Source organism: Nocardia noduli (assembly GCF_019038455.1).
Lineage (GTDB): Bacteria > Actinomycetota > Actinomycetes > Mycobacteriales > Mycobacteriaceae > Nocardia > Nocardia noduli.
This window is the reverse complement of record NZ_JAFMPL010000001.1, coordinates 197,547-216,387: the sequence shown is the minus strand read 5'-3', so window position 1 is coordinate 216,387 and position 18,841 is coordinate 197,547. Positions and strand designations below refer to the sequence as shown.

The following is an 18,841-nucleotide window of genomic DNA, read 5'->3' as shown; positions in this document are numbered from 1 at the left end:
AAGGAAGATCATGGCCCACTACCTCATCGCCAGCGTCCCGATACACGGGCACGTCACTCCCCTGCTCGGAATCGCCACCGAACTCACCCGGCGAGGGGATCGGGTCGAATTCCTGACCGGAGCGCGGTTCGCCGACGCGGTCACGCGGACCGGAAGCCGATTCATCGCTCTACCGGCCGAAGCCGACTACGACGACCGACTCCTCGGCACAGGCCCCGACAGCGACCGGCCGACCGGGATCGCCGGATTGCGCCACGACGTCGCCCAGAATTTCCTGCGACCCGCCCGCGCCCAATACGACGCTCTCCTGGCGCACACACTGGCCGCCGAAACCCCACCCGACGCGGTCGTGGTCGACCCGACCTTCGTCGGCGCCATGCTCCTCAGCGGTCATCCTCGGGACAGGCGACCACCGGTGATCGTCGCGGGCATGCTTCCCCTGCCGCTCAGCTCCTCGGCGGTGCCGCCGTTCGGACTCGGGCTCCAGCCGTGGCGCGGCCCCCTCAACCGCCCGCGCAACGCCGTCCTGCGCACCCTGGTCGAGAAGTGGATCTTCGCCCCGGTCCAAGCCGACGTCGACGCGCTGTACCGTTCCGTGCACGGACGCGATGCCGAAACTTTCGTCATCAACTGGATGAGCGAGGCGGACGCGATCGTCCAATTGTCCGTGCCGGGTTTCGAATATCCGCGCCCCGATCTCACGGTGCCCGTGCGCTTCGCCGGTCCGGTCATCGCGTCCACCGACGGCCCCCTTCCGTCCTGGTGGGACGAACTCGACACCTCCCGACCGGTGGTGCTGGTCACCCAGGGAACCATCGCCAACCAGAACTTCGACGAACTCGTGCGTCCCACGCTCGACGCACTCGCGACCGAGGATGTCCTCGTCGTCGTCACCACGGGTGGCCGACCGATCGAGCAACTCGGAGTACTGCCGGACAATGTCCTGGCCGCGCAGTTCCTCCCCTACGACCGTCTCTTCCCCCGGCTGAACCTGCTGGTGACCAACGGCGGATACGGCGGCGTCCAATACGCGCTCGCGCACGGCGTGCCGATCGTCATCGCCGGAGACACCGAGGACAAACCCGAGGTCGCCGCCCGAGTCGCCTGGTCGGGCAGCGGAATCGATCTGCGCACCGGCCGCCCGGGCGCCACCGCGATACGCCGAGCCGTGCGAAAAGCACTCGCCTCGCCCAACTACCGGGAGGCAGCCGCCGCGCTGGCCGAGCAGATCGGCGCCGCGCGGGGGATCGACGAACTCGTCGACACCGTGTCCGCCGTCTCGGCCGCGTCGATCCGGTAGTCGGAACCCGAATCACCCTGGCCGACAACCTGATCGACGTCGAAGGCCACCGGCGCGGGCCGAACGTGCTGTATCTCAGGTGCGGCGGGCCGCCCACACGGTGCGTTCGGTGCGGAGTGCGAGGTCGGTGCGGCGCAGGAGGCTGTGCGGGCTGTCGGTGTCGAGCAGTCGGTCGAGCGCGGCGAGGTCCGCGGGCGAGAGCACGTCGGCGACGGCGTGGCGGAGGCGTCGCAGAGTGCCGAGTGCGTAGCGGCCGATGGCGGCGCTGCCCGCGCCGTCGATGTCGACAGCGAGGGTGCGAACTCCTTCGACGGTGAATCCGGCGGCGGTCAGCATCGGCCCCCAATCGGCGCCACGGTGGGGCATGTGTTCGGCATGGAGGTGATCGGCCGCGGCGTGACACCGGTTCTCCAGGCCGGGCCGGTCGTCCGGGGCGGCCTCGGGCAGGAATCGCGGCATTCCCGCCAGTTCCACGACCGCGAACAGTCCGCCGGGCGCGAGCACGTCGTGCACTTTTCGCAACGCGCGGTCGGGGTCGGCCATGTGATGCATCGAGGCCGAAGCCCAGACCAGGTCCGGCGTGCCGAAGTCGGGCCATTCGGTGGCGTCGAGGTCCGCCTGAATCGTGCGCACGTGCTCCTGCACTCCCTCGGCGCACGCTTTTCGATGGAGGCGGTGGAGGTGCTCGACCGAGGAGTCGACGGCGGTGACCTGCGACTTCGGAAACTGCGCGAGGAGGGCGAAAGTGCCCGCGCCGGTGCCACAACCCAGGTCGAGGATCTCGCGCGGAGCCGCCGCGATCGGCAGCCACGAGATGACGGCGTCGGTGTGGTCGGCGAGGACCTCCGCGTCCAGGTCGAGGATCTCGGCTTGGACGGCGGAGTCCGCGACGTGGACGGAGGAGTGATGCGCGCCGTGGTGTGGGTGTGCGGAAGCCATGACCACCACGCTAGAGCGCCATGCGCACACCGCATAAGAAATTGCCGAATAGGCAAGAATGGGGGCGCTGAGGCTGCCGCATACGCAAGCGCGGCGACAGCTCAATCCTGCGGGCCCCGGTCCACGAAGTCGAGGTACATGTCCACGGAGAAGCCCTCGACCGCCAGCGGATCGCCGGAGACCACGATCCCCAACATGTCGTCGGCCATTCCGAGGTGGTTCAGGAGAACGACGGTGGCGGTGGCGGCCACCCGGGCCTGTCCGGGAACCGTCGGCCACCGACACAGCACGTAGCCGTCCGGGCCGTCGACGAATCCGTGTGCGCTCAGGTAGTCCTCGGCGAGTTCGGTTCGTCCCACCCGCAACCGGATCTCCTCGCTGTCCAACTCGAGAACCGGGCGTGGCTGCGATCCGCCGGCGAAGGCGAGGCGAAGGGCCTCGGTCCCGGTGCCGACCGCGCGCATTGCCAGGTGCACGCCATCGAGCAATTCGGTCAGCACCCCGCGTAGTTGTTTGGGTGTTTCGATCCGCCATTTCTGATATCCCGGGCTCCCGCCCGCGGACCACAGGTGCGAGAACTCGTATCCGTCCGCCACCGAATAGGCCAGATCGTTCACGTCGGTGAGGTCCATGTCGTCCTCACCGATGGATTCGAGATACTCGTGCGGGTTCTCGTACCAGTGCATCCGCCGGTGATTGTCGCCTTCGACGGAACAGACGGTCAGATCCACCGTTCCGTAGTCGGACAGGTCGAACTTGCGCAGCACGCCACCGTCGACCCACGCCACCTCGAGATTGCCCAGCCCGCAGTACCACGACGGCGGACCCCACGTCGCGGTCATCAGAGCGTGGAAGTGGCGAAACCGTTCGGGCGTTGTCGTGCCGAGCGGGACGGTGAACTGCGTGGTCCACGTGCTGTACATGGGCCCCGGCGCGGGCTCGATGCGGCCGAGGAAACCGGTGCCGGGAATCAGTACCGACGGGGAATCGCCTCGCTGCCACCCCAAACGGTCCCATTCATCCTCGATCTCGCCCGCCGTGTAACCGCTGACCCGCAAAGGCCGCACTTCGGTGAGTAAACGGGTGAACCGGGTATCGGTGATCGCCTCCACGCCAATCGACGGTAGTAGCAGGCACCGACAGCGATCGCGTCAACTCCCGGAACGTGTTGTCACACTGCCTCTCACGTCACAGTTCGGTGGCCATCGGACCCCGGCCGCCTCCCTCGGGCTGGTGGCCGCGTTGGGCGTCGCGGTCGAAGATGCCGAGGATCTCGCACGGGCCCGCCTCGGCTCCGATAGCGTGCGGCAGCATGGTGGGGAACTCGGCGGCCTGGTTCGTCTCGACCCGGAACCGCTTGTGGCCCAGCATGAGGACCGCGGTTCCCGAGAGCACGACGAGCCACTCCCGACCGGGGTGCGCGCGCATGCGGGCGGGATTGTCCGGCGGCGGTTCGGTCACTCGCTTGCGCACGACACTCATGCCCGGCTCGCCCTTCATCGACCAGCGCATCACCCCGTGCGCCGCGTCGATCATCGGGCTGATGACGACATTGTCGTCGGCGGCGGTCTCGACCAGTTGATCCAGAGACGTGTCCAGGGCCCGGGCAAGGGTGACCAACTGGTCCAGCGCGAGTCGGCGCTGACCGTTCTCGATGCGCGAGAGCGTGGACTGACTCAGATGGGCGCGGGTGGCCAGTTCCTCCAGTGACCAGCCCTGTGCGACGCGCAACGCCCGGATGCGTTTGCGTACGAGGCCGTCCAACTCCCCATCCGTTTGCGTCATACGCAAGATTGTATGCCTCATATGCAAGATGGGCTATGGTCGCCTACAGGAGCCCCGAGGCTCTGTCGGGGCATCGCCGGATTCGGCGGCAGTACGCGGAGTCGTTCGCGGAATCGGCGACTTTCTCGTTAGAGCCCGCAGCTATCGGGTAGCGCTTACCCATGGAACTTTTCGTGATTCTCGGTCTCGTCCTCTTGGTCGCGGTGGTGGTGGGTTACCGCAAGATCAAGGGAACCGACAAGAATCTCGACATGTCGACGGGCAATCCTCCGGCGAACGACAACAAAGACTGAGACGTCGTGTCGACCGTCGCCGACGAAATCGCCGCGCTCGCGACGCGCAACGGCCTGACCATCGCCGTCGCCGAATCGCTGACCGCCGGACACCTCGCCGCCGCACTCGGCGCGGCACCCGAGGCGGCCGACTGGTTCCGTGGTGGTGTCGTCGCCTACTCACGTCACGTGAAGCACCGCGTACTCGGCGTTCCGGAGGGACCCGTCGTCTGCGAGACGGCCGCCGCGGCGATGGCTGTCGGCGTCGCCGCGCTGATGGGGGCCGACCTCGCCGTGGCCGTCACCGGTGCGGGCGGGCCCGATCCTCAGGACGGGCATCCGCCGGGGTCCGTGTGGTTCGCCGTCGCCGGGCGGAGCACGCGCTCGGCTGTCCATCACCGGTTCGACGGCAGTCCCGAAGAAGTCATCGACCGAACGGTCGAGTACGCGCTCCGACTCCTGCTCACCGCCGCCGAAGAGATCAACGCGGTCGGCCGAATGGCGGGCGCGGACTGAGCTGCTCGCTACGCGCGAACAACCCGGTCCACCCGTGATTGCCCGGCGACGGCCCGGGTATCCGCGCAGCGAGGAGGTGTCGGATGTCGATGGAATGCCACGCGACCGGATCGACGGCGCACAAGTTGGTCACGAAATGCCGGTCTCGGCACGCTCCGAATCGGCCGGGGTGAGGTGACCGTGGACTCCCGGATCCCGACCGTCGGTGTCGAAGAGGAATTCCTGCTGACCGATCCCGAAACCGGCGCGCCGACACCCCGGAATATCGACGTCGCCGCCACGGCGAAAGCAGCGGGGATCGACCTGCAACTGGAACTGACCAGCTGCCAGGTCGAAACCAGCACCGGTGTGCATACCGATATCGCCGAACTGCGCGGTGAACTGCGCACACTGCGTAGCACCGTCGCCGAATGCGCGGCCGAGAACGGCACCCGATTACTGGCGGTGGCCGTGCCGCCCACGGTGCCCGACCGGTTCCCCGTCACCGATACGCCCCGCTACCAGAAGATCGCGGACACCTTCGGCATGATCGCCCACGAACAGGGCATGTGCGGCTGCCACGTCCACGTCGCCGTGCCCGATCGCGAGACAGCGATACTGGTCAGCAATCATCTGCGGCCGTGGCTGCCGGTCTTCCTGGCGTTGTCGGCCAACTCCGCGATCTACCGCGGCAGTGAGACCGGCTACGCGAGTTGGCGCAGCATCCTGTGGCGGCGCTGGCCGAGCGCGGGACCGCCGCCGTATTTCACCTCGGTGGAGGACTACGACTCGATCGTGGCGATGATGCGCGCGAGCGGCAGCATCCTCGACAACAAAATGGTGTATTGGGATGTCCGGCCCTCGGAATCCTTTCCTACCATCGAGACACGGGTCGCCGACGTCCCCGCCACCGTCGAAGAGACCGCGCTGCTCGCCGCGCTCGTCCGGGGCACCGTCGCCACCGGTCTGCGGGCGATCGAACGCGGAACACCCGCTCCGCACGTGCCCGCCGAGGTGCTGCGCGCCGCCTACTGGAACGCCGCGCACTCCGGTCTCGACGGCGACGGACTCGATCCCGTCCACGGCGACGTCGTTCCCCACCGCCGGATGGTCGCCCGCCTCGTCGACCACGTCGAGCCGGTTCTGCGTGACTTCGGCGACCACGCCTTCGTCACCGAGGCCCTCGCCGCCGTGGACGAACGCGGCAACGGTGCACGCCGCCAGCTCCGCGCACTGCGCGCCCACCGCGATATCGGCGACGTCGTGACCGAACTCGCGCACGCGACCCTTCAGTGATCCGGCGACCGGCCTCCCGGCACGGTCGGGCGGCTGCTTGTTTGCCGCGACCACTACCGGGCACACGACCTGTGCCCATGACACGAGACCGAGAGGACCCGGCCATGAATTCCGGACCACGCGCCGACGGTGCCCAGAACTCCGACACCGACCGTGACGACGTCGATCATCTGCCGGATTCGGACGAACAGACGCCGACCGACGAGAAGGACCAAGCCGCCGAGATGGACTACGAGGGCGACACCCCCAATTGACCTGCGGCCGCGCAGATCCGACTCAGCCGTGCCGGGCCGATCTCACGGCTTCGGCTGCCTTCTTGTCCGCCGGGTCGAGTTTGCGGGTGTCCCGCGGTTCGGCGAACGGCTGCGCGTCCTCGGGCAATCCCGCCGCGATCGCCTTGCCGTGGTCGAGTTCGGCGTTGATCTCGGCGCCCAGCAGTAGCGCGATATTGGTCAGCCACAGCCACACCAGGAAGATCACCACGCCCGCGAGGGATCCGTAGGTCTTGTCGTAGGAGGAGAAGTTGGCGACGTAGACGGCGAACAGCACCGAGATGACCAACCAGATCAACACCGCCACGACGCCGCCCGGGCTGATCCATTTCACCCCGCCCTGCTTGGCGTTCGGGCTCGCCCAGAACAAGATGGCCAGCAGCACCGACACGAGTACGAACAGCACCGGCCACTTGACGATGTTCCACACCAGCACGGTGGTGTCGCCGAGGCCGAGGAAGTCGCCGATCTGCTGGGCGACGGGACCGCTGGCCACCACGATGACCGTGCTGATCACCAGCAGGATCACCGCGATGATGGTGACGCCCAGCCGGATCGGCGCGGTCTTCCATATCGGGCGCCCCTCCCCGATGCCGTAGATGACGTTCGACGCGCGCATGAACGCCGCCACATACCCCGACGCCGACCACAACGCCACCCCCAGGCCGACCAACGCTCCGATGCCCGCGCCACGCTTGTTGGACTGTGCCTGGGTGATGAGCGTGTGCACGAAATCGGCGCTCGAGCCCGGCGCGAGCTGCTCCACCTGGTTCATGAGCTCATCGGCCGCGTCGGGTCCCAACAGGCCGAGCAGCGAGACCAGCACGATCAGCCCCGGCACGATCGCCAGAATCGCGTAGTAGGTGAGCGCGGCGGCCAGATCGGTCAAATTGTCGCGCTGGAATTCCTTGGCCGCGCGTTTGACGACCGCGATCAGCGACGGCCGCGATAATTCGGCCGGACTGCTCGGCTGGTTCGGGTCGAGGTCCGGTCTGGCCCCGGAATCGGTCGCCGGGTCCCGGGCCTCGGCACCGTCATCGGTGCTCACCGTTTTCCCGGCCTCATCACCGTGCCGGGTCGCGCCGCCGCGATCTGTCACCATGTCGGTCCGCCTCGTTCGAGTGCATTTCTCGGTCAGGGTGCGCTGAGAAGCAAATGTCACACTGATCGAGCTGTGCCCGGAGCGGCGGTGCTCAAACACTCCGGTCGTGCCGCACCGGTCGAGACTCGAGCTATCCCGAACCGGGCGGAACCGTGAGGCAGAAGGGAGATCGATTACGAGGTGGTCGGCAGTCCGAGATGATTCGTGAGTAGCGCCATCACCGCGGCCACCACCGAGGTTGCCTCTTCGGTCCGGAAGCGGAACAGCCACCCGGAGACCTTGGGCCCGAACGTACTGTTCTTGCCGACATGTCCGTCGGCATCCAAAGCACGTGCCAGACCGTCGATCTGGCGATCGGACAGGCCGACTTCGCGCAGGGACGCGACGAGCCGATCGTCGGTCCCGTTCGAGTCGGCGTTCGTCGTTTCCGCCGTCGACGTGTCGACATTGTCGGATGTAGATCGGTTCCCGGTCATAGGATTCCTTGTCTCACTCGATATTCGGCTACGGATGCGTCCGTGGTGCACCGGATCCCGGTTCGGCATTGGACCTCTGCCACACTCCGACGATGGCATCGGTGAGTTCATCGGCGGCATCGGTCCAGTTCCACTCCGATCGAGGACCCCACTCCGCGAGTTCACCCTCGAGTTCGGCGCAACTGTGTATCAACAGATTTCGTGTCATCATCATGCGGCGTGAACGCACCGCCTCGGGCAGATCCGGCAGGCATCGGGCGATTCCCGCCAATGTCGAAACCAGCGGCGGCGAGGCCAACGCGTCGGCGGACACGACATCGCGGTATGCCGGGTCGGCGATCGCCTGTGCCGCGAAACGCGCGTACCAGCTCGGGACGCCCAGCTCGTCGAGGTGCTCGGTGAACGGACGCACGAAGGCATCGACCCAATCGCCCAGATCGGCCGAATCGGCGATCCGGGTGAGCATGCGCTGCCGTCGTGCCTCGATGGGCTCCCGATGCTTGCTTTCGATCGCGCGCAGCAGATCCGCTCGCGTGCCGAAGTGATAGCACACCGCCGCGTTGTTCCGTTGTCCCGCAGCATCACTGATCTGTCGGTTCGACACCGCGTATATTCCGGATTCGGCCAACAGACGCTCCGCGGCCCGCAGCAGCGCATCGCGGGTCGTGGCGGCCCGATCGTTGCGCAACTCCGATGAGGCTGTCACTCCACCAGTGAAACATCGCCCCTTGATTAAATCAACCAGTTTATTTAATGTCGACGCCGGACCACGTGTCGCCTACGGGCCCCGTTCGGCCTGCTGAGAACGTATTTCTTCACCCGAGCGACATGCGGGCGCATCGACATGGCGTCAGACGTCGCCCGTGCCGTTGACAACTCTCGGTAGCGGGTGAGCCCCGCGGAGATCGGAGGCCGTCCGATGAGCGACGGACAGGCGAGCACGGACATCGATCGCGATCCGCCCCGGGTGACCTACACCTTCTGCCGCTACTGCCCGGCGTCGTGCGGGGTGAAGGTGACCGTCGAGGGCAACCGAGTGCTGAGAATCGGCCCCGACAAACAGAATCCGCACAGTTGGCGCGATTTCTGCGCGAAAGGACGCACCGCGAATCGCCTCGTCGAGCATCCACGACGGATCACGACTCCCCTGCGGCGGGTGGGCGATCGGTATGTGGCAGCGACCTGGGAGGAAGCGATCGCCGATATCGCCGAGCGGATGAACGCCGCGATCACGGCGGGTGGACCCGACGCGGTCGGTATCTACACCGGCAACCCGGCCGGTTTCTCGTCCTCGAACCTGGTGTTCATGAACGGGTGGCTCGACGGGATCGGCACGCACAATCGCTACGCGGTCGGCTCGGTCGACCAGAACGCGGTCCACGTGGTGGCCGAGGCCATGTACGGGTCACCGCTGATGGTGCTGACCTCCGATATCGACAACTGCGACTACTTTCTGATCGTCGGCGCGAATCCCGCGGTGAGCGCGTGGAATTGGGTCGAGTCGGCTCCCGACGGATGGGCCAGGGCACTCGAGCGTCAGCGCCACGGCGCGACCATCGTCGTCATCGACCCGGTGCGCACCGAAAGCGCCGACAAAGCCGACGTCCACGTGGCCGTGCGACCGGGCCAGGACTGGGCCCTGCTGCTGGCGATGGTCAAGATCGTCCTCGACGAGGAACTACACCATCGTGGTGACTGCGCGGACCTGGTGGATCAACTGCCGCAGTTGCGGCGGCTGGCCGAACAGGCCGATCTATCCGACCTCGCGACCAGATGTGATGTCGACACGGACAGGATCCGTTCGCTGGCACGCGGTTTCGCGGCCGCACCACGTGCGATGGCGATCACCCGCACCGGGCTGTCCCTGCATACCGCCGGAACCATCGCCGAATGGCTCGGGCACGTGCTCAACGTGATCACCGGCCGCACCGACCGCCCCGGCGGCCGCCGCTTCCAGCCCGGCTACGTCGACACCCTGCGCCTGGCCGACCTGGCCGGATCCGCGCCCCACACCAGCCGAGTCGCCGGTCGCGGACTCGTCGCGGGCGCCCACGCCCTGGCCGAACTCCCCGAAGAGATCACCACCCCCGGCCACGGCCGGATCCGGGCGATGGTCATCAACTGCGGCAACCCCGTCGTCTCCGGCCCTGACGGCACGAAACTCGACGCGGCCTTGGCCGACCTCGACCTGCTCGTCGCGATCGACTTCGTCCAACGCGAAAGCCACCGCCACGCGCACTGGCTGCTTCCGGCCGTGCACTGGCTCGAACGCGACGACCTGTTGGCCCTGACCAGCAGTTTGCACGACGAGCCCTACATCCAATACGGCGCGAAAGTGGTGGAGCCGCCCGGTCAGGCCCGCGAGGAATGGCGCATCTTCCTCGACCTCGCGTTGGCAATGAAGACTCCCCTGTTCGGTGCTCGCGGACTCAACGGCTTCATTCGGGTCACCCGCGCGCTCGCACGACTGTTCCGCACACCCGCCCTGGCCTTCAACCCGCGCTGGATCGACCGATTGATCATCGCGACCTCACGCAAGATCGACGGCCGTCGAACCACGTGGCGCACCCTGATGGCACACCCGCACGGCATGATCCTCGGGCCACGCGAGTACGGCCACTTCCGCGACGCGCTGCGCACCCCCGACAAACGCGTCCTGCTCGCCCCGGACGAATTCCTCACCCGCGCAGGCGAACTCCTCGCAGATCCACCCCCGACCGCCCCCGCGACCCACCCGTTCCTGCTCGGCAACCAGCGCAGACGCCACTCCATGAATTCCTGGCTCAACGAACTCCCGGGCCTGCACACCGCGGGCAAGAACAACGACATCGTGATGCATCCCGCCGACGCCGGGAAACTCGGAATCCGGGCGGGAGATCGGGTCCGAGTGTCGTCGCCGACCGCGACCATCGAACTTCGCGCGATCCTCAGCGATCGACCCCGCCCCGGCGTCGTGACGATCGATCACGGTTGGGGCTCTCGTATTTTCGACCCCACCGGCGGTGAACCACCCGAGTCCTACGGCACCAACCGCAACCTGCTCGTCGATACCGCGGCCGTCGATCCGCTGTCCCAGACCTCGGCACTGAACGCGGTGTACGTCGCCGTCGAACGCATCGATCCCTCGCCGGATGACGCATGACCGAATCCGATCCACCGTGGGAACCGGCCCGTAATACTTGCGGCCGAACCGTGCGCTTCACTTCTCCGCGGCGCTGCGCATCGAACAGCTGGAGGCGAATATCGCCGAGCAGTTCGGTTTCGCGCTGTCGGATCTGATCGCCGAATACGGTCCGTCCGAGGACCGGAACCGTTGTCCGCGCGTTGATGTCGGTCCCTCGTGCCACACTCACCACGTAGCTGTCCGGCCACGAGGGAGAACGATATGGCCGCCACCGAAGACCGGCCCGAGGTGAGACTGGTCGCGCACTGCCGCCGCTGCCACGGCTGGCTGCTCTCGCCACGATCGGTCGCAGACGGCATCGGACCGACCTGCGCGATCCGCGAACGAGCCGAACTGCGCGCAGCCGGAACCCCGGCGCTGACGCTGTTCGACATCGCGGCCTGAACGGCCGGCGAGTCTGCGGTTCGAGCGCCGGGTGACCGTACGCCGCCCTCCTCGAACACCCACCGACCTGCGGTTCGTGAATGGACCTACGGCGTGGTCGAATCCATTCGCAGCCGGGTCAGTTTCGACCTTTCGATCAACCAGTGGTCGCCGACTTTGCGGTACGACTCGTGGTAGTGGCCGTATCCGCGCAGTTCGGTGCCGTTGGGCCAGCGCAGGTTGTCCTCCATTGCCCAGATACCGCGAGCGGTGGTCTCCGAGATCAGCTCGATCTCTGGAGTGTGACCGTGGTGCACCGTGACGACGCCGTCCAGCGCCGCGGTGAGGAAGGTCATGAACTCGTCGGCACCGGCCACCAGCGAACCACCGGATTCACTGGAGTCGATGACGACGTCGTCGGTGAACAGCGCCCGCATACCGGCCCAGTCCTTGGTGTCCATCGTGCGGAAGTATCGCGCCTTCAGCTGACGGATCGCCTCGTAGTCATCCATAATTCGTTCCCTTCCAGGGTGATCGGTACGGGATTGTGCGCGATGAGCGCTGCCCCGGCAGACCGTGGCTAGTGCCGAGTCGACTCGGCGGTGGATGTCCTGGACAGCGCGCGCTGGGCGGCGTCCTGGAGTAGCGCCGACCGTTCCCGCACGGCGACATCGAGGTCGCCGTGGGTGATGATGTAGCGGGCCCCGGCCAGCACCTCGTCGACGATATTGGACGCGGCCTGCTCGGGAGATGCGGGCGCGCGCACCATCCCGGGGTTCGATGCCGCCATCGCCTCGAAATCGGCGGGCTCGCCGATCGGGCGACGCAACTCGGCAGGCTGCACGGCCGCGCTCGATTCCAGGTGCCGCGACGCCATTCCGGACGGGAAGATGACCGAGACCGTGATCTGATCCGCCAGTTCCAGCCGCAGGGTCTCCGCCAGACCCCACACGGCGAATTTGCTGGCCTGGTAGAGACCGAGTCTCCCGGCCGGATCCAGGACCGATGACGATGCCGTGAAGGCCAGACGGCCGTTCGGCGCGCTGCGCAGCAGTGGCAGGAAGGCCCGCGCGGTTCGGGCGGATCCGACGACGTTGACGTCGAGCACCCACTGCCATTCCTGATCGGTGAGTCGTTCGACCGCGCCGAACAGTTGCACCCCGACGTTGGACACGACGAGGTCGGCCCGCCCGTACCGATCGACGACGGACGCGGCCGCCGCGTCGACCGAAGCCGAACTCGACGTGTCCATCTCGATGGCGGTCACCGCGATGCCGTGTCGCGCGGACAGGGTCTCGGCTTCGGCGCGCGCACGGTCGACATCGATGTCGAGCAGCGCGACCCGCATCCCTCGCCCCGCGCACTGATCGGCCAGTGCGAGCCCGAAACCCGAAGCACCGCCGGTGATTACGGCGACCTCGGTGTCCGACTCGTCCGCAGCCGGATGACTCTGTGACGTCATGGTGATCTACTCCTGTCGGCCGAAAGGCCCCGTGAGGTATCGCAACGGACCATGTGCGCCGCGCGAGGGTGGGCAGGGTAGATCCGGCGGTTCCGGGTCCGCGTAGCCCATGCCGCTCCTCCACTCCGATTCACCCAGGATCGAATATTCAACTTTCGAAGTTGTATATTCGAAGAATGTAGGGAAGTTCGCGGTCCGGGTCAATCCCCCGGCCGGTTGCTCGGAGCACGCGTGTGCCCCCGCATCCGGTCGCCACAGGCACCGGACCGGGAGCGTCGTTGTAGTCTTCGCGAAGTTCGTTCGCCGATGGTCAGGAGTTGCCGGTGCCCGCGTCGTCACCACCGACCCGGCGCGTGGTCGAGGTCGTGGCGCTGCTCGCCGAACGGCACGACCGACCGCCGAGGCTCAACGACGTGGTCAACGTCCTCGGTCTCAATCAAGCGACCGCACACGCGATCCTGGCCGAACTCACCGCCGTCGGATGGATCTCACGCGACCCGATCGACAAGACCTACGCGCTGGGCGCCGCACTACTGCGACTGGTCGGGTCGGCCGACCCGACCCGGCACACAGTGCACGCCGCGCACGCCGCCGCACACGCGGCCGCCACCGAAACCGGCTACGCGGCGTCGGTATCCGAACGACTCGAGGACACGCTCGTCGTCCGCGCGTTCGTACCCGCCGCCGCACCCGGCTGGACCTTCGCCGCCGGGGACACGATTCCCTTCGAAGCCCCGTTCGGGCCGGCCTACGCGGCATGGGAACCCGAACACGAACGTCGAGACTGGCTCGAGCGCAGCGGAATCACCACCGCCACCCACCGGGCGCGCATGGAGCAACAATTGGAGACAACTCGCGAGCGCGGATACAGCATCGAACACCTCAGCCCCGACATGGCCACCGCCATCCCCGCGATGACCCGCATGCAGACCGGCGCGCTCTCCGAATCCGTACGCACCCGCATCGACGAGGTCATCCTCGAACTCACCACGAGCCCCGGCCTCGGCAGCCCGAGCGACCCGGCCGAGAAGTACTACATCGGCGCGATCGCCGCCCCCCTCTTCGACGAACACGGCCGCACCGCGTTCAACCTCTGCCTGCACCCGTTCACCGCTCTGCCCCTGCCCGAGGTCGAACTGCTCGGATCGCTTCTCGTCCGCGCCGTCACCGCGATCGACGCCACCCACTCCTGACCACACGGTCCGACCGGCTGCGCCCCGCGCCGAACCGGCACGGACGGCGGTGTCGTCTGGTCAGAAGCCGATGGTCGTTTCGAAAGTATCGCGACTCCGGGTGAGCCGGTACCAGCGGTCGGCGATCGCGTCCGGATCACCGTCCCCGGCGCCCGGGGCGATCGGCAGACCGATGCAGACGTGTCCGATGTAGATGCCGTCCTCGGCGAGGTCGTCGCGGACCGCGCTCGCCCAGTTACGGAGTCCGGCCGCAGCGATGCCCGCGTTGCCCATCATCGCCAGTGGGACGATCGCGGACATGCCGGTGGTGAACATCAACGCGCCGTCACCGGCGCCGCGCATGGCGGGCAGCACCGCTCGCGCGGCGGTGAGCGCGCCCTCGACTCCGACTGCGAACTGCGTCCGCGCCGATAGCGCGGTGGTGTCCCGAGCACTGGTGTACCCGAGCGCGGCGGGATCGGGCATCTGTCCACCGGTGTAGTCCCACGTGGCGTTGGGGCTGTAGGACAACACGCCGATACGGCCGAGGCGACCACCGGCCGCGGCCAAGGCGGCGGTCAGTCCTTCTTCGTCGGTGACATCGGCGGGAAAGGCCTCGACGGTGATCCCCTCCTCGCGTAGGGCAGCCGCGATCGGGTCGAGTTTGGCGCGGTTGCGTGATATCAGGGCCACGGGATGACCGGCGGTCCCGAAACGACGGGCGATCGCGGCGCCCAGGCCGGGGCCAGCGCCGACGACGGCGATGGCGGCAGGGGTGGAAGTCATGGCGCTCCTCATTGGTTACGATTTGTATGTAATGCACGCTAGCGAGAAGAACGCACGCCGACAAAAGGCACTTTCATGTCAGAAACGCACCCCCTGCCCGATCTGGTCGCCGCCCCTCCGATGCATCCGTGTGCGGCGTGGCCCGACAACGGCCGGACCATCCGCGAGACGCTGGACCGGGTCGGTGACAAGTGGTCGGTGCTGGTCATCGGGATTCTCGCGATGTCGGGGCCGTTGCGGTTCGGCGAGCTGTACCAGCGCGTTCCCGGAATCTCGCAACGAATGCTCACCCTCACCTTGCGTCACCTGCAACGTGACGGCCTGCTGACCCGCACCGCCTACGCGGAGTTCCCACCGCGCATCGAATACCGGCTCACCGCCCTCGGCGACAGCCTGCGCACCGTGGTCACAGCCCTGGCCCAGTGGGCCACCGACCACGACGACGAGATCGAAGCCGCGCGAAACGAATTCGACGCCGACACATCGGCACGCCGATGACACCCGGACGCGGGCACTGCACAACCCGAGCCCGGACCACGCCTCCGCCCCAATCGCGCTCAATCGCAACGTAGGACGACCTTTCCGAAAGCGTCACCGGTGCGCACGTGGTCGAACGCGGCATGGGCTCGCTTCAGCGGCCAGACCGAATCGATGGGTATCTCGAGATCCGCGGTAGCGCACAGGTTCGCCAAGAGCCTCAGTTCGGCGGCCGATCCCATGGCGGTGCCCAGCACCGACAGCGACCGCGTGAAAATCTGTGTGAGGTCGAGGTACGCGGTCGGGTGTCCACCGGCGACGCCGACGCTGACCACGCGTCCGCCCGCCCGCAGCGATGTCAGCGCGTGGCCGACCGAGTCGCCGCCGACGCAGTCCACGACAGCGTCGACCGGTGCGGGCACGGGCGCTCCGGGTTCGAAGGCCGCCTCCGCACCCAACTGCGCGACCGCGCGGGCGCCTCGAGCGGCGCTGCGGGAACTCACCCATACCCGCGCACCCGCGGCACGGGCGAGCACGATCGTCGCGGTGGCCACTCCCCCACCGGCGCCATGGACGAGAACCGTTTCCCCGGGCCTGATCTGCGCGCGAGTGAACAACGCGCGGTAGGCGGTGAGCCATGCGGTTCCCAGCGATGCCGCCGATTCCCATGACAGCACAGCGGGTTTGGGCACCAGATTCGCGACCGGTACATGCACGGTTTCGGCGAAGGTGCCGTCGATACCCTGGGACAGCATCCGCAGTCCAGGGTCGAGCATCGGGTCCCCGACGGTGCGCGTCGGGTCGGTGACAACGGGGTAGACGATCACTTCGTTGCCGTCGGCGTCGATACCCGCACCGTCGGAACCGAGAACTGTCGGAAGTCTGGTCGGGTCGGCGCCGTGGCCACGCATCATCGCGAAATCGCTCGCGTTGATGGTGGCCGCCCGCATACGCACGGTGGTCCAGCCCACCGGGACCAATGATTCCGGCCCGTCGGTGACGGAGACAGCGAGACGCGGGTCGGTAGCGGAGGGATCCACCAGGCGGACTGCCAGCATCCGGTTCACCGTGCCGGGAACGCGTAGGGCAGATCGTGTTCGATTCTCAGGTGCGAAATCCGCCATTCACGATCGCGGAATCGTAGATCCGCCTTCAGATATCCGCACTCGATCGGTGTGATGACGCCTTGGGCGCCGAGCGCGTCCGCGGGCCAGCCGGAATCGGGGCGTGCCGCGCCCGCGGCGTTGTAGACGATGAACTGGGCGTCGAATCGTGCCTGTTCCCCGGCGACGGAAACCAGCGGGTTCATGGTGGTGTGATGGCTCCAACTCCGGACCGGATGGGGTGCCATCGCCGTGGTGACGGCGGTCGCGATCGTCGCCGCGCCGGTGAGTTCTGCGAGCAGTTGTGACTGACCCTCACCCCGGTAGTAGACGGCCACCGTGGCGCTTTCCCAGAAGACCGATTCCATGGCGTCCGGGTCGCGGTGGTCTGCGGCGCGCACGTATCGGGCGAAGACCTCCGAGACGAGACGGTGGGATGTCGGGGTGAGAGCATCGGGATTCGAGATGGTTGCGTTCATATCGTCGAGTTCACCGCGTCGCGCGGCCGGGAGCTATGCCCCGTTTCGTCTCGGACCTATACCCTGTGGGTATGGATCTGGAGATCAGGGACCTCGAGTACGCGATCGCCTTGTCCGAGGAACTCAACTTCACCCGCGCCGCCGCCCGTCTCGGGATCGCTCAACCACCGCTGTCCCGGGCGATCGCGCGCCTGGAGCGTCGACTGGGAGCCGCGCTGTTCGCACGCACCAGCCGCTCGGTCACGCTCACCGCGACGGGGGCCGAGTTCGTCGCCGACGCGCAGACCATCCTGAAAGAACTACAGGCGCTGATCGATCGGACCGGTGCCGCCGATCGGCGGCGCGAGTTGGTGATCGCGGCCCGCCCGGCCACCGGTTCCGGACTGCTGCACGACATTCTGGAACGCGCCGCCCGACTGCCCGATCCCCTTCGGCTGCGCGTGATCCTCGAACGAGATCCCGGCGCGGCGGTCCTGTCCGGGGCAGCCGATATCGCGCTGCTCTGCCTGTCCCAGGCTCCCGCGAATATGGCCGTCGATCAACTCGTCGATCAACCGGCGGTCGTCCTGCTGCCGGAAAACCACCCGCTGGCAAGCTATTCCACACTCGGCGTCGAACAAGTCCGGCGACTGCCCGGCCACATGGTCGACTGCCCGCAGATATCCCTGGACGAGATCGTCGACCTGATCCGCCTCGAGGGGCGCTCGGTGTTGGCCAGCCGCGATGTGACAACACGTCTCGGTGACCACGTCGTCGCCGTCGCAGTGCCCGACGCGCCGACCATCGGCTTCGGACTGGCCTACCCCGCCACCGCGACGCACCCACGTCTGCCCGAACTCATCCGCCAGGCCCGGCGTGTGGCCTACACCTACACCGAAGAATCGGCCCTACACCCCCGGCACTGATCCACGCGACGCCTGCGAGGATTCCGACGATCGGTTCCGGTCCGATCACCAACTCCTCGAATAGCCGACAGGGAGCGGCCGCGCGTCGATGGCGCCGTGACGGAAGCCGTCATCCGCCGACGGTATCGATCATCTGCTTCTGTTCCCTTCTGCCGCTACGGTTTCCGGTCATGACCTCGATGCGGCGGCGTCGGGATGACGGTCGACTTCGATGTCGGGTTCTTTGGTCCCGCCTTCGGGCCGCGCGTAGGCGACGAGCGGCCCGAGCCGGGGGCCACCTCTTGCTCCCGAGCGAAACGTGTAGCCAACGCGGTCGACGCCGGGGTGCCGACGAGCAGCTTGCGCAACAGCGTGGCGAGCTGGTCGACCTCATCGGCTGTCAGTCGGTCGGTGACATGTGAGCGGAGTTCCCCCATACCGTCGACGGCGTTCACCGCCTTCCTGCCGTCCGCGGTGAGCGCGAGCGTGACGATGCGGCGGTCGTGGGTGCCCCGGTCACGGGTCACCAGGCCGCGCTGGACAAGAGTGTCGACCAACCGACTGGGGCTACCCGCCTCACACACCAGCGACCGGCCCAGGTCGACGAGGGTGAGCGGCCCACTCTCCGCGAGAACCTCCAAGACCTCGGTTTGCGCGGGCGTGAGGTTGTGTTCGCGCAGACCTGCGGCCAGAGTGCGGCTGCCGTGCCGCTGCGCGGCCAGCACCAGATAGCGGAGCTCATCGACCGAAGCGGGGACGCCATCGGATCTTTCGATCTCGGTTCGCAGGGTCATCGACGGTCCTTCCTCGGCGGCCGGGTTGACGAGTGGCCCCACCCAGCGTATCAATGACAACACATTGATGTTGTATCACTGATTTAAACAACATTGATTGTCCTCTCACCGAATACGAATCGGATCGACCGACCCCGTCAACCCCGACGAGAGGAGCGCGACGACCAACGGCCGGATCGACTTCCTCCACACCTCTCCTG

At 67.2% G+C, this 18,841-nt stretch carries 22 protein-coding genes; 10 read left to right on the top strand and 12 right to left on the bottom strand.

Features of this window, described 5'->3' with window-relative positions; all coding sequences use genetic code 11:
* The first annotated feature begins 10 nt into the window (after positions 1-10).
* Positions 11-1,300 carry a glycosyltransferase gene (locus JZ792_RS01110; RefSeq protein ID WP_216905757.1) on the top strand — a complete coding sequence of 430 codons (1,290 nt, stop codon included), beginning with the start codon at positions 11-13 and terminating at the stop codon, positions 1,298-1,300.
* A gap of 75 nt (positions 1,301-1,375) precedes the next feature.
* Here JZ792_RS01110 and JZ792_RS01105 read toward each other — a convergent pair whose 3' ends face one another.
* From JZ792_RS01105 to JZ792_RS01095, 3 genes are all read right to left on the bottom strand, one after another.
* Positions 1,376-2,239: a class I SAM-dependent methyltransferase gene (locus tag JZ792_RS01105; protein ID WP_216905755.1), complete on the bottom strand. Its 864-nt coding sequence runs from the start codon at positions 2,237-2,239 to the stop codon at positions 1,376-1,378.
* Between the two features lie 101 nt (positions 2,240-2,340).
* A complete protein-coding gene (locus JZ792_RS01100; RefSeq protein WP_216905753.1) occupies positions 2,341-3,351 on the bottom strand; it encodes a hypothetical protein in 1,011 nt (336 codons plus the stop codon).
* 76 nt (positions 3,352-3,427) lie between these two features.
* Positions 3,428-4,024, bottom strand: a complete 597-nt coding sequence (locus tag JZ792_RS01095; RefSeq protein ID WP_216905751.1) for a helix-turn-helix domain-containing protein — start codon at positions 4,022-4,024, stop codon at positions 3,428-3,430.
* A 161-nt stretch (positions 4,025-4,185) separates the two neighbouring features.
* Here JZ792_RS01095 and JZ792_RS42560 point away from each other — a divergent pair, with 161 nt between their 5' ends.
* From JZ792_RS42560 to JZ792_RS01080, 4 genes are all read left to right on the top strand, one after another.
* Entirely contained in the window at positions 4,186-4,317 is a 132-nt protein-coding gene (locus JZ792_RS42560; RefSeq protein WP_256461320.1) for a hypothetical protein, read from the top strand.
* Positions 4,318-4,323: 6 nt separating this feature from the next.
* Complete coding sequence (locus JZ792_RS01090; RefSeq protein WP_216905749.1) at positions 4,324-4,812, top strand: CinA family protein; 489 nt, start codon at positions 4,324-4,326, stop codon at positions 4,810-4,812.
* 180 nt (positions 4,813-4,992) lie between these two features.
* Positions 4,993-6,087 carry a glutamate--cysteine ligase 2 gene (locus tag JZ792_RS01085; RefSeq protein WP_308165095.1) on the top strand — a complete coding sequence of 365 codons (1,095 nt, stop codon included), beginning with the start codon at positions 4,993-4,995 and terminating at the stop codon, positions 6,085-6,087.
* Positions 6,088-6,191: 104 nt separating this feature from the next.
* Entirely contained in the window at positions 6,192-6,341 is a 150-nt protein-coding gene (locus JZ792_RS01080) for a hypothetical protein (RefSeq protein WP_216905747.1), read from the top strand.
* A 22-nt stretch (positions 6,342-6,363) separates the two neighbouring features.
* On the opposite strand, the gene JZ792_RS01075 is transcribed toward JZ792_RS01080, so the two are convergent.
* From JZ792_RS01075 to JZ792_RS01065, 3 genes are all read right to left on the bottom strand, one after another.
* A complete protein-coding gene (locus tag JZ792_RS01075; protein WP_216905745.1) occupies positions 6,364-7,461 on the bottom strand; it encodes a YihY/virulence factor BrkB family protein in 1,098 nt (365 codons plus the stop codon).
* 173 nt (positions 7,462-7,634) lie between these two features.
* Entirely contained in the window at positions 7,635-7,937 is a 303-nt protein-coding gene (locus JZ792_RS01070; protein WP_216905742.1) for a hypothetical protein, read from the bottom strand.
* A gap of 28 nt (positions 7,938-7,965) precedes the next feature.
* Positions 7,966-8,643 (bottom strand): TetR/AcrR family transcriptional regulator, encoded by a 678-nt coding sequence (locus JZ792_RS01065; protein WP_216905740.1) that lies wholly within the window; start codon positions 8,641-8,643, stop codon positions 7,966-7,968.
* A gap of 213 nt (positions 8,644-8,856) precedes the next feature.
* On the opposite strand from JZ792_RS01065, the gene JZ792_RS01060 reads away from it, so the two are divergent.
* Together JZ792_RS01060 and JZ792_RS01055 are read left to right on the top strand one after the other, a co-directional pair.
* On the top strand, positions 8,857-11,079 hold the full coding sequence (locus tag JZ792_RS01060) for a molybdopterin-containing oxidoreductase family protein (protein WP_216905738.1): 2,223 nt from the start codon (positions 8,857-8,859) through the stop codon (positions 11,077-11,079).
* Between the two features lie 243 nt (positions 11,080-11,322).
* A complete protein-coding gene (locus JZ792_RS01055; RefSeq protein WP_216905736.1) occupies positions 11,323-11,505 on the top strand; it encodes a DUF6011 domain-containing protein in 183 nt (60 codons plus the stop codon).
* An 86-nt stretch (positions 11,506-11,591) separates the two neighbouring features.
* Here JZ792_RS01055 and JZ792_RS01050 read toward each other — a convergent pair whose 3' ends face one another.
* Both JZ792_RS01050 and JZ792_RS01045 read right to left on the bottom strand, forming a co-directional pair.
* Positions 11,592-11,996 (bottom strand): nuclear transport factor 2 family protein, encoded by a 405-nt coding sequence (locus JZ792_RS01050; protein ID WP_216905733.1) that lies wholly within the window; start codon positions 11,994-11,996, stop codon positions 11,592-11,594.
* Positions 11,997-12,064: 68 nt separating this feature from the next.
* Complete coding sequence (locus JZ792_RS01045) at positions 12,065-12,946, bottom strand: SDR family NAD(P)-dependent oxidoreductase (protein WP_216905731.1); 882 nt, start codon at positions 12,944-12,946, stop codon at positions 12,065-12,067.
* Positions 12,947-13,269: 323 nt separating this feature from the next.
* Between JZ792_RS01045 and JZ792_RS01040 the strand changes: the two genes are divergently transcribed.
* Positions 13,270-14,139, top strand: a complete 870-nt coding sequence (locus JZ792_RS01040; RefSeq protein WP_216905729.1) for a helix-turn-helix domain-containing protein — start codon at positions 13,270-13,272, stop codon at positions 14,137-14,139.
* Positions 14,140-14,199: 60 nt separating this feature from the next.
* Here JZ792_RS01040 and JZ792_RS01035 read toward each other — a convergent pair whose 3' ends face one another.
* On the bottom strand, positions 14,200-14,904 hold the full coding sequence (locus tag JZ792_RS01035) for an SDR family NAD(P)-dependent oxidoreductase (RefSeq protein ID WP_216905727.1): 705 nt from the start codon (positions 14,902-14,904) through the stop codon (positions 14,200-14,202).
* Between the two features lie 120 nt (positions 14,905-15,024).
* Here JZ792_RS01035 and JZ792_RS01030 point away from each other — a divergent pair, with 120 nt between their 5' ends.
* On the top strand, positions 15,025-15,402 hold the full coding sequence (locus JZ792_RS01030; RefSeq protein WP_216906130.1) for a winged helix-turn-helix transcriptional regulator: 378 nt from the start codon (positions 15,025-15,027) through the stop codon (positions 15,400-15,402).
* A 59-nt stretch (positions 15,403-15,461) separates the two neighbouring features.
* On the opposite strand, the gene JZ792_RS01025 is transcribed toward JZ792_RS01030, so the two are convergent.
* Together JZ792_RS01025 and JZ792_RS01020 are read right to left on the bottom strand one after the other, a co-directional pair.
* A complete protein-coding gene (locus tag JZ792_RS01025; RefSeq protein WP_216905725.1) occupies positions 15,462-16,439 on the bottom strand; it encodes a zinc-binding dehydrogenase in 978 nt (325 codons plus the stop codon).
* Positions 16,440-16,444: 5 nt separating this feature from the next.
* Positions 16,445-16,963 (bottom strand): nuclear transport factor 2 family protein, encoded by a 519-nt coding sequence (locus JZ792_RS01020; RefSeq protein ID WP_254189081.1) that lies wholly within the window; start codon positions 16,961-16,963, stop codon positions 16,445-16,447.
* Between the two features lie 71 nt (positions 16,964-17,034).
* Here JZ792_RS01020 and JZ792_RS01015 point away from each other — a divergent pair, with 71 nt between their 5' ends.
* The gene (locus tag JZ792_RS01015) at positions 17,035-17,868 is read left to right on the top strand and encodes a LysR family transcriptional regulator (RefSeq protein ID WP_216905723.1); all 834 of its coding nucleotides are present in this window, start codon (positions 17,035-17,037) and stop codon (positions 17,866-17,868) included.
* A gap of 155 nt (positions 17,869-18,023) precedes the next feature.
* Here the strand turns inward: JZ792_RS01015 and JZ792_RS01010 are convergent, their stop codons facing one another.
* On the bottom strand, positions 18,024-18,641 hold the full coding sequence (locus tag JZ792_RS01010; RefSeq protein ID WP_216905721.1) for a MarR family winged helix-turn-helix transcriptional regulator: 618 nt from the start codon (positions 18,639-18,641) through the stop codon (positions 18,024-18,026).
* Between the last annotated feature and the right edge of the window lie 200 nt (positions 18,642-18,841).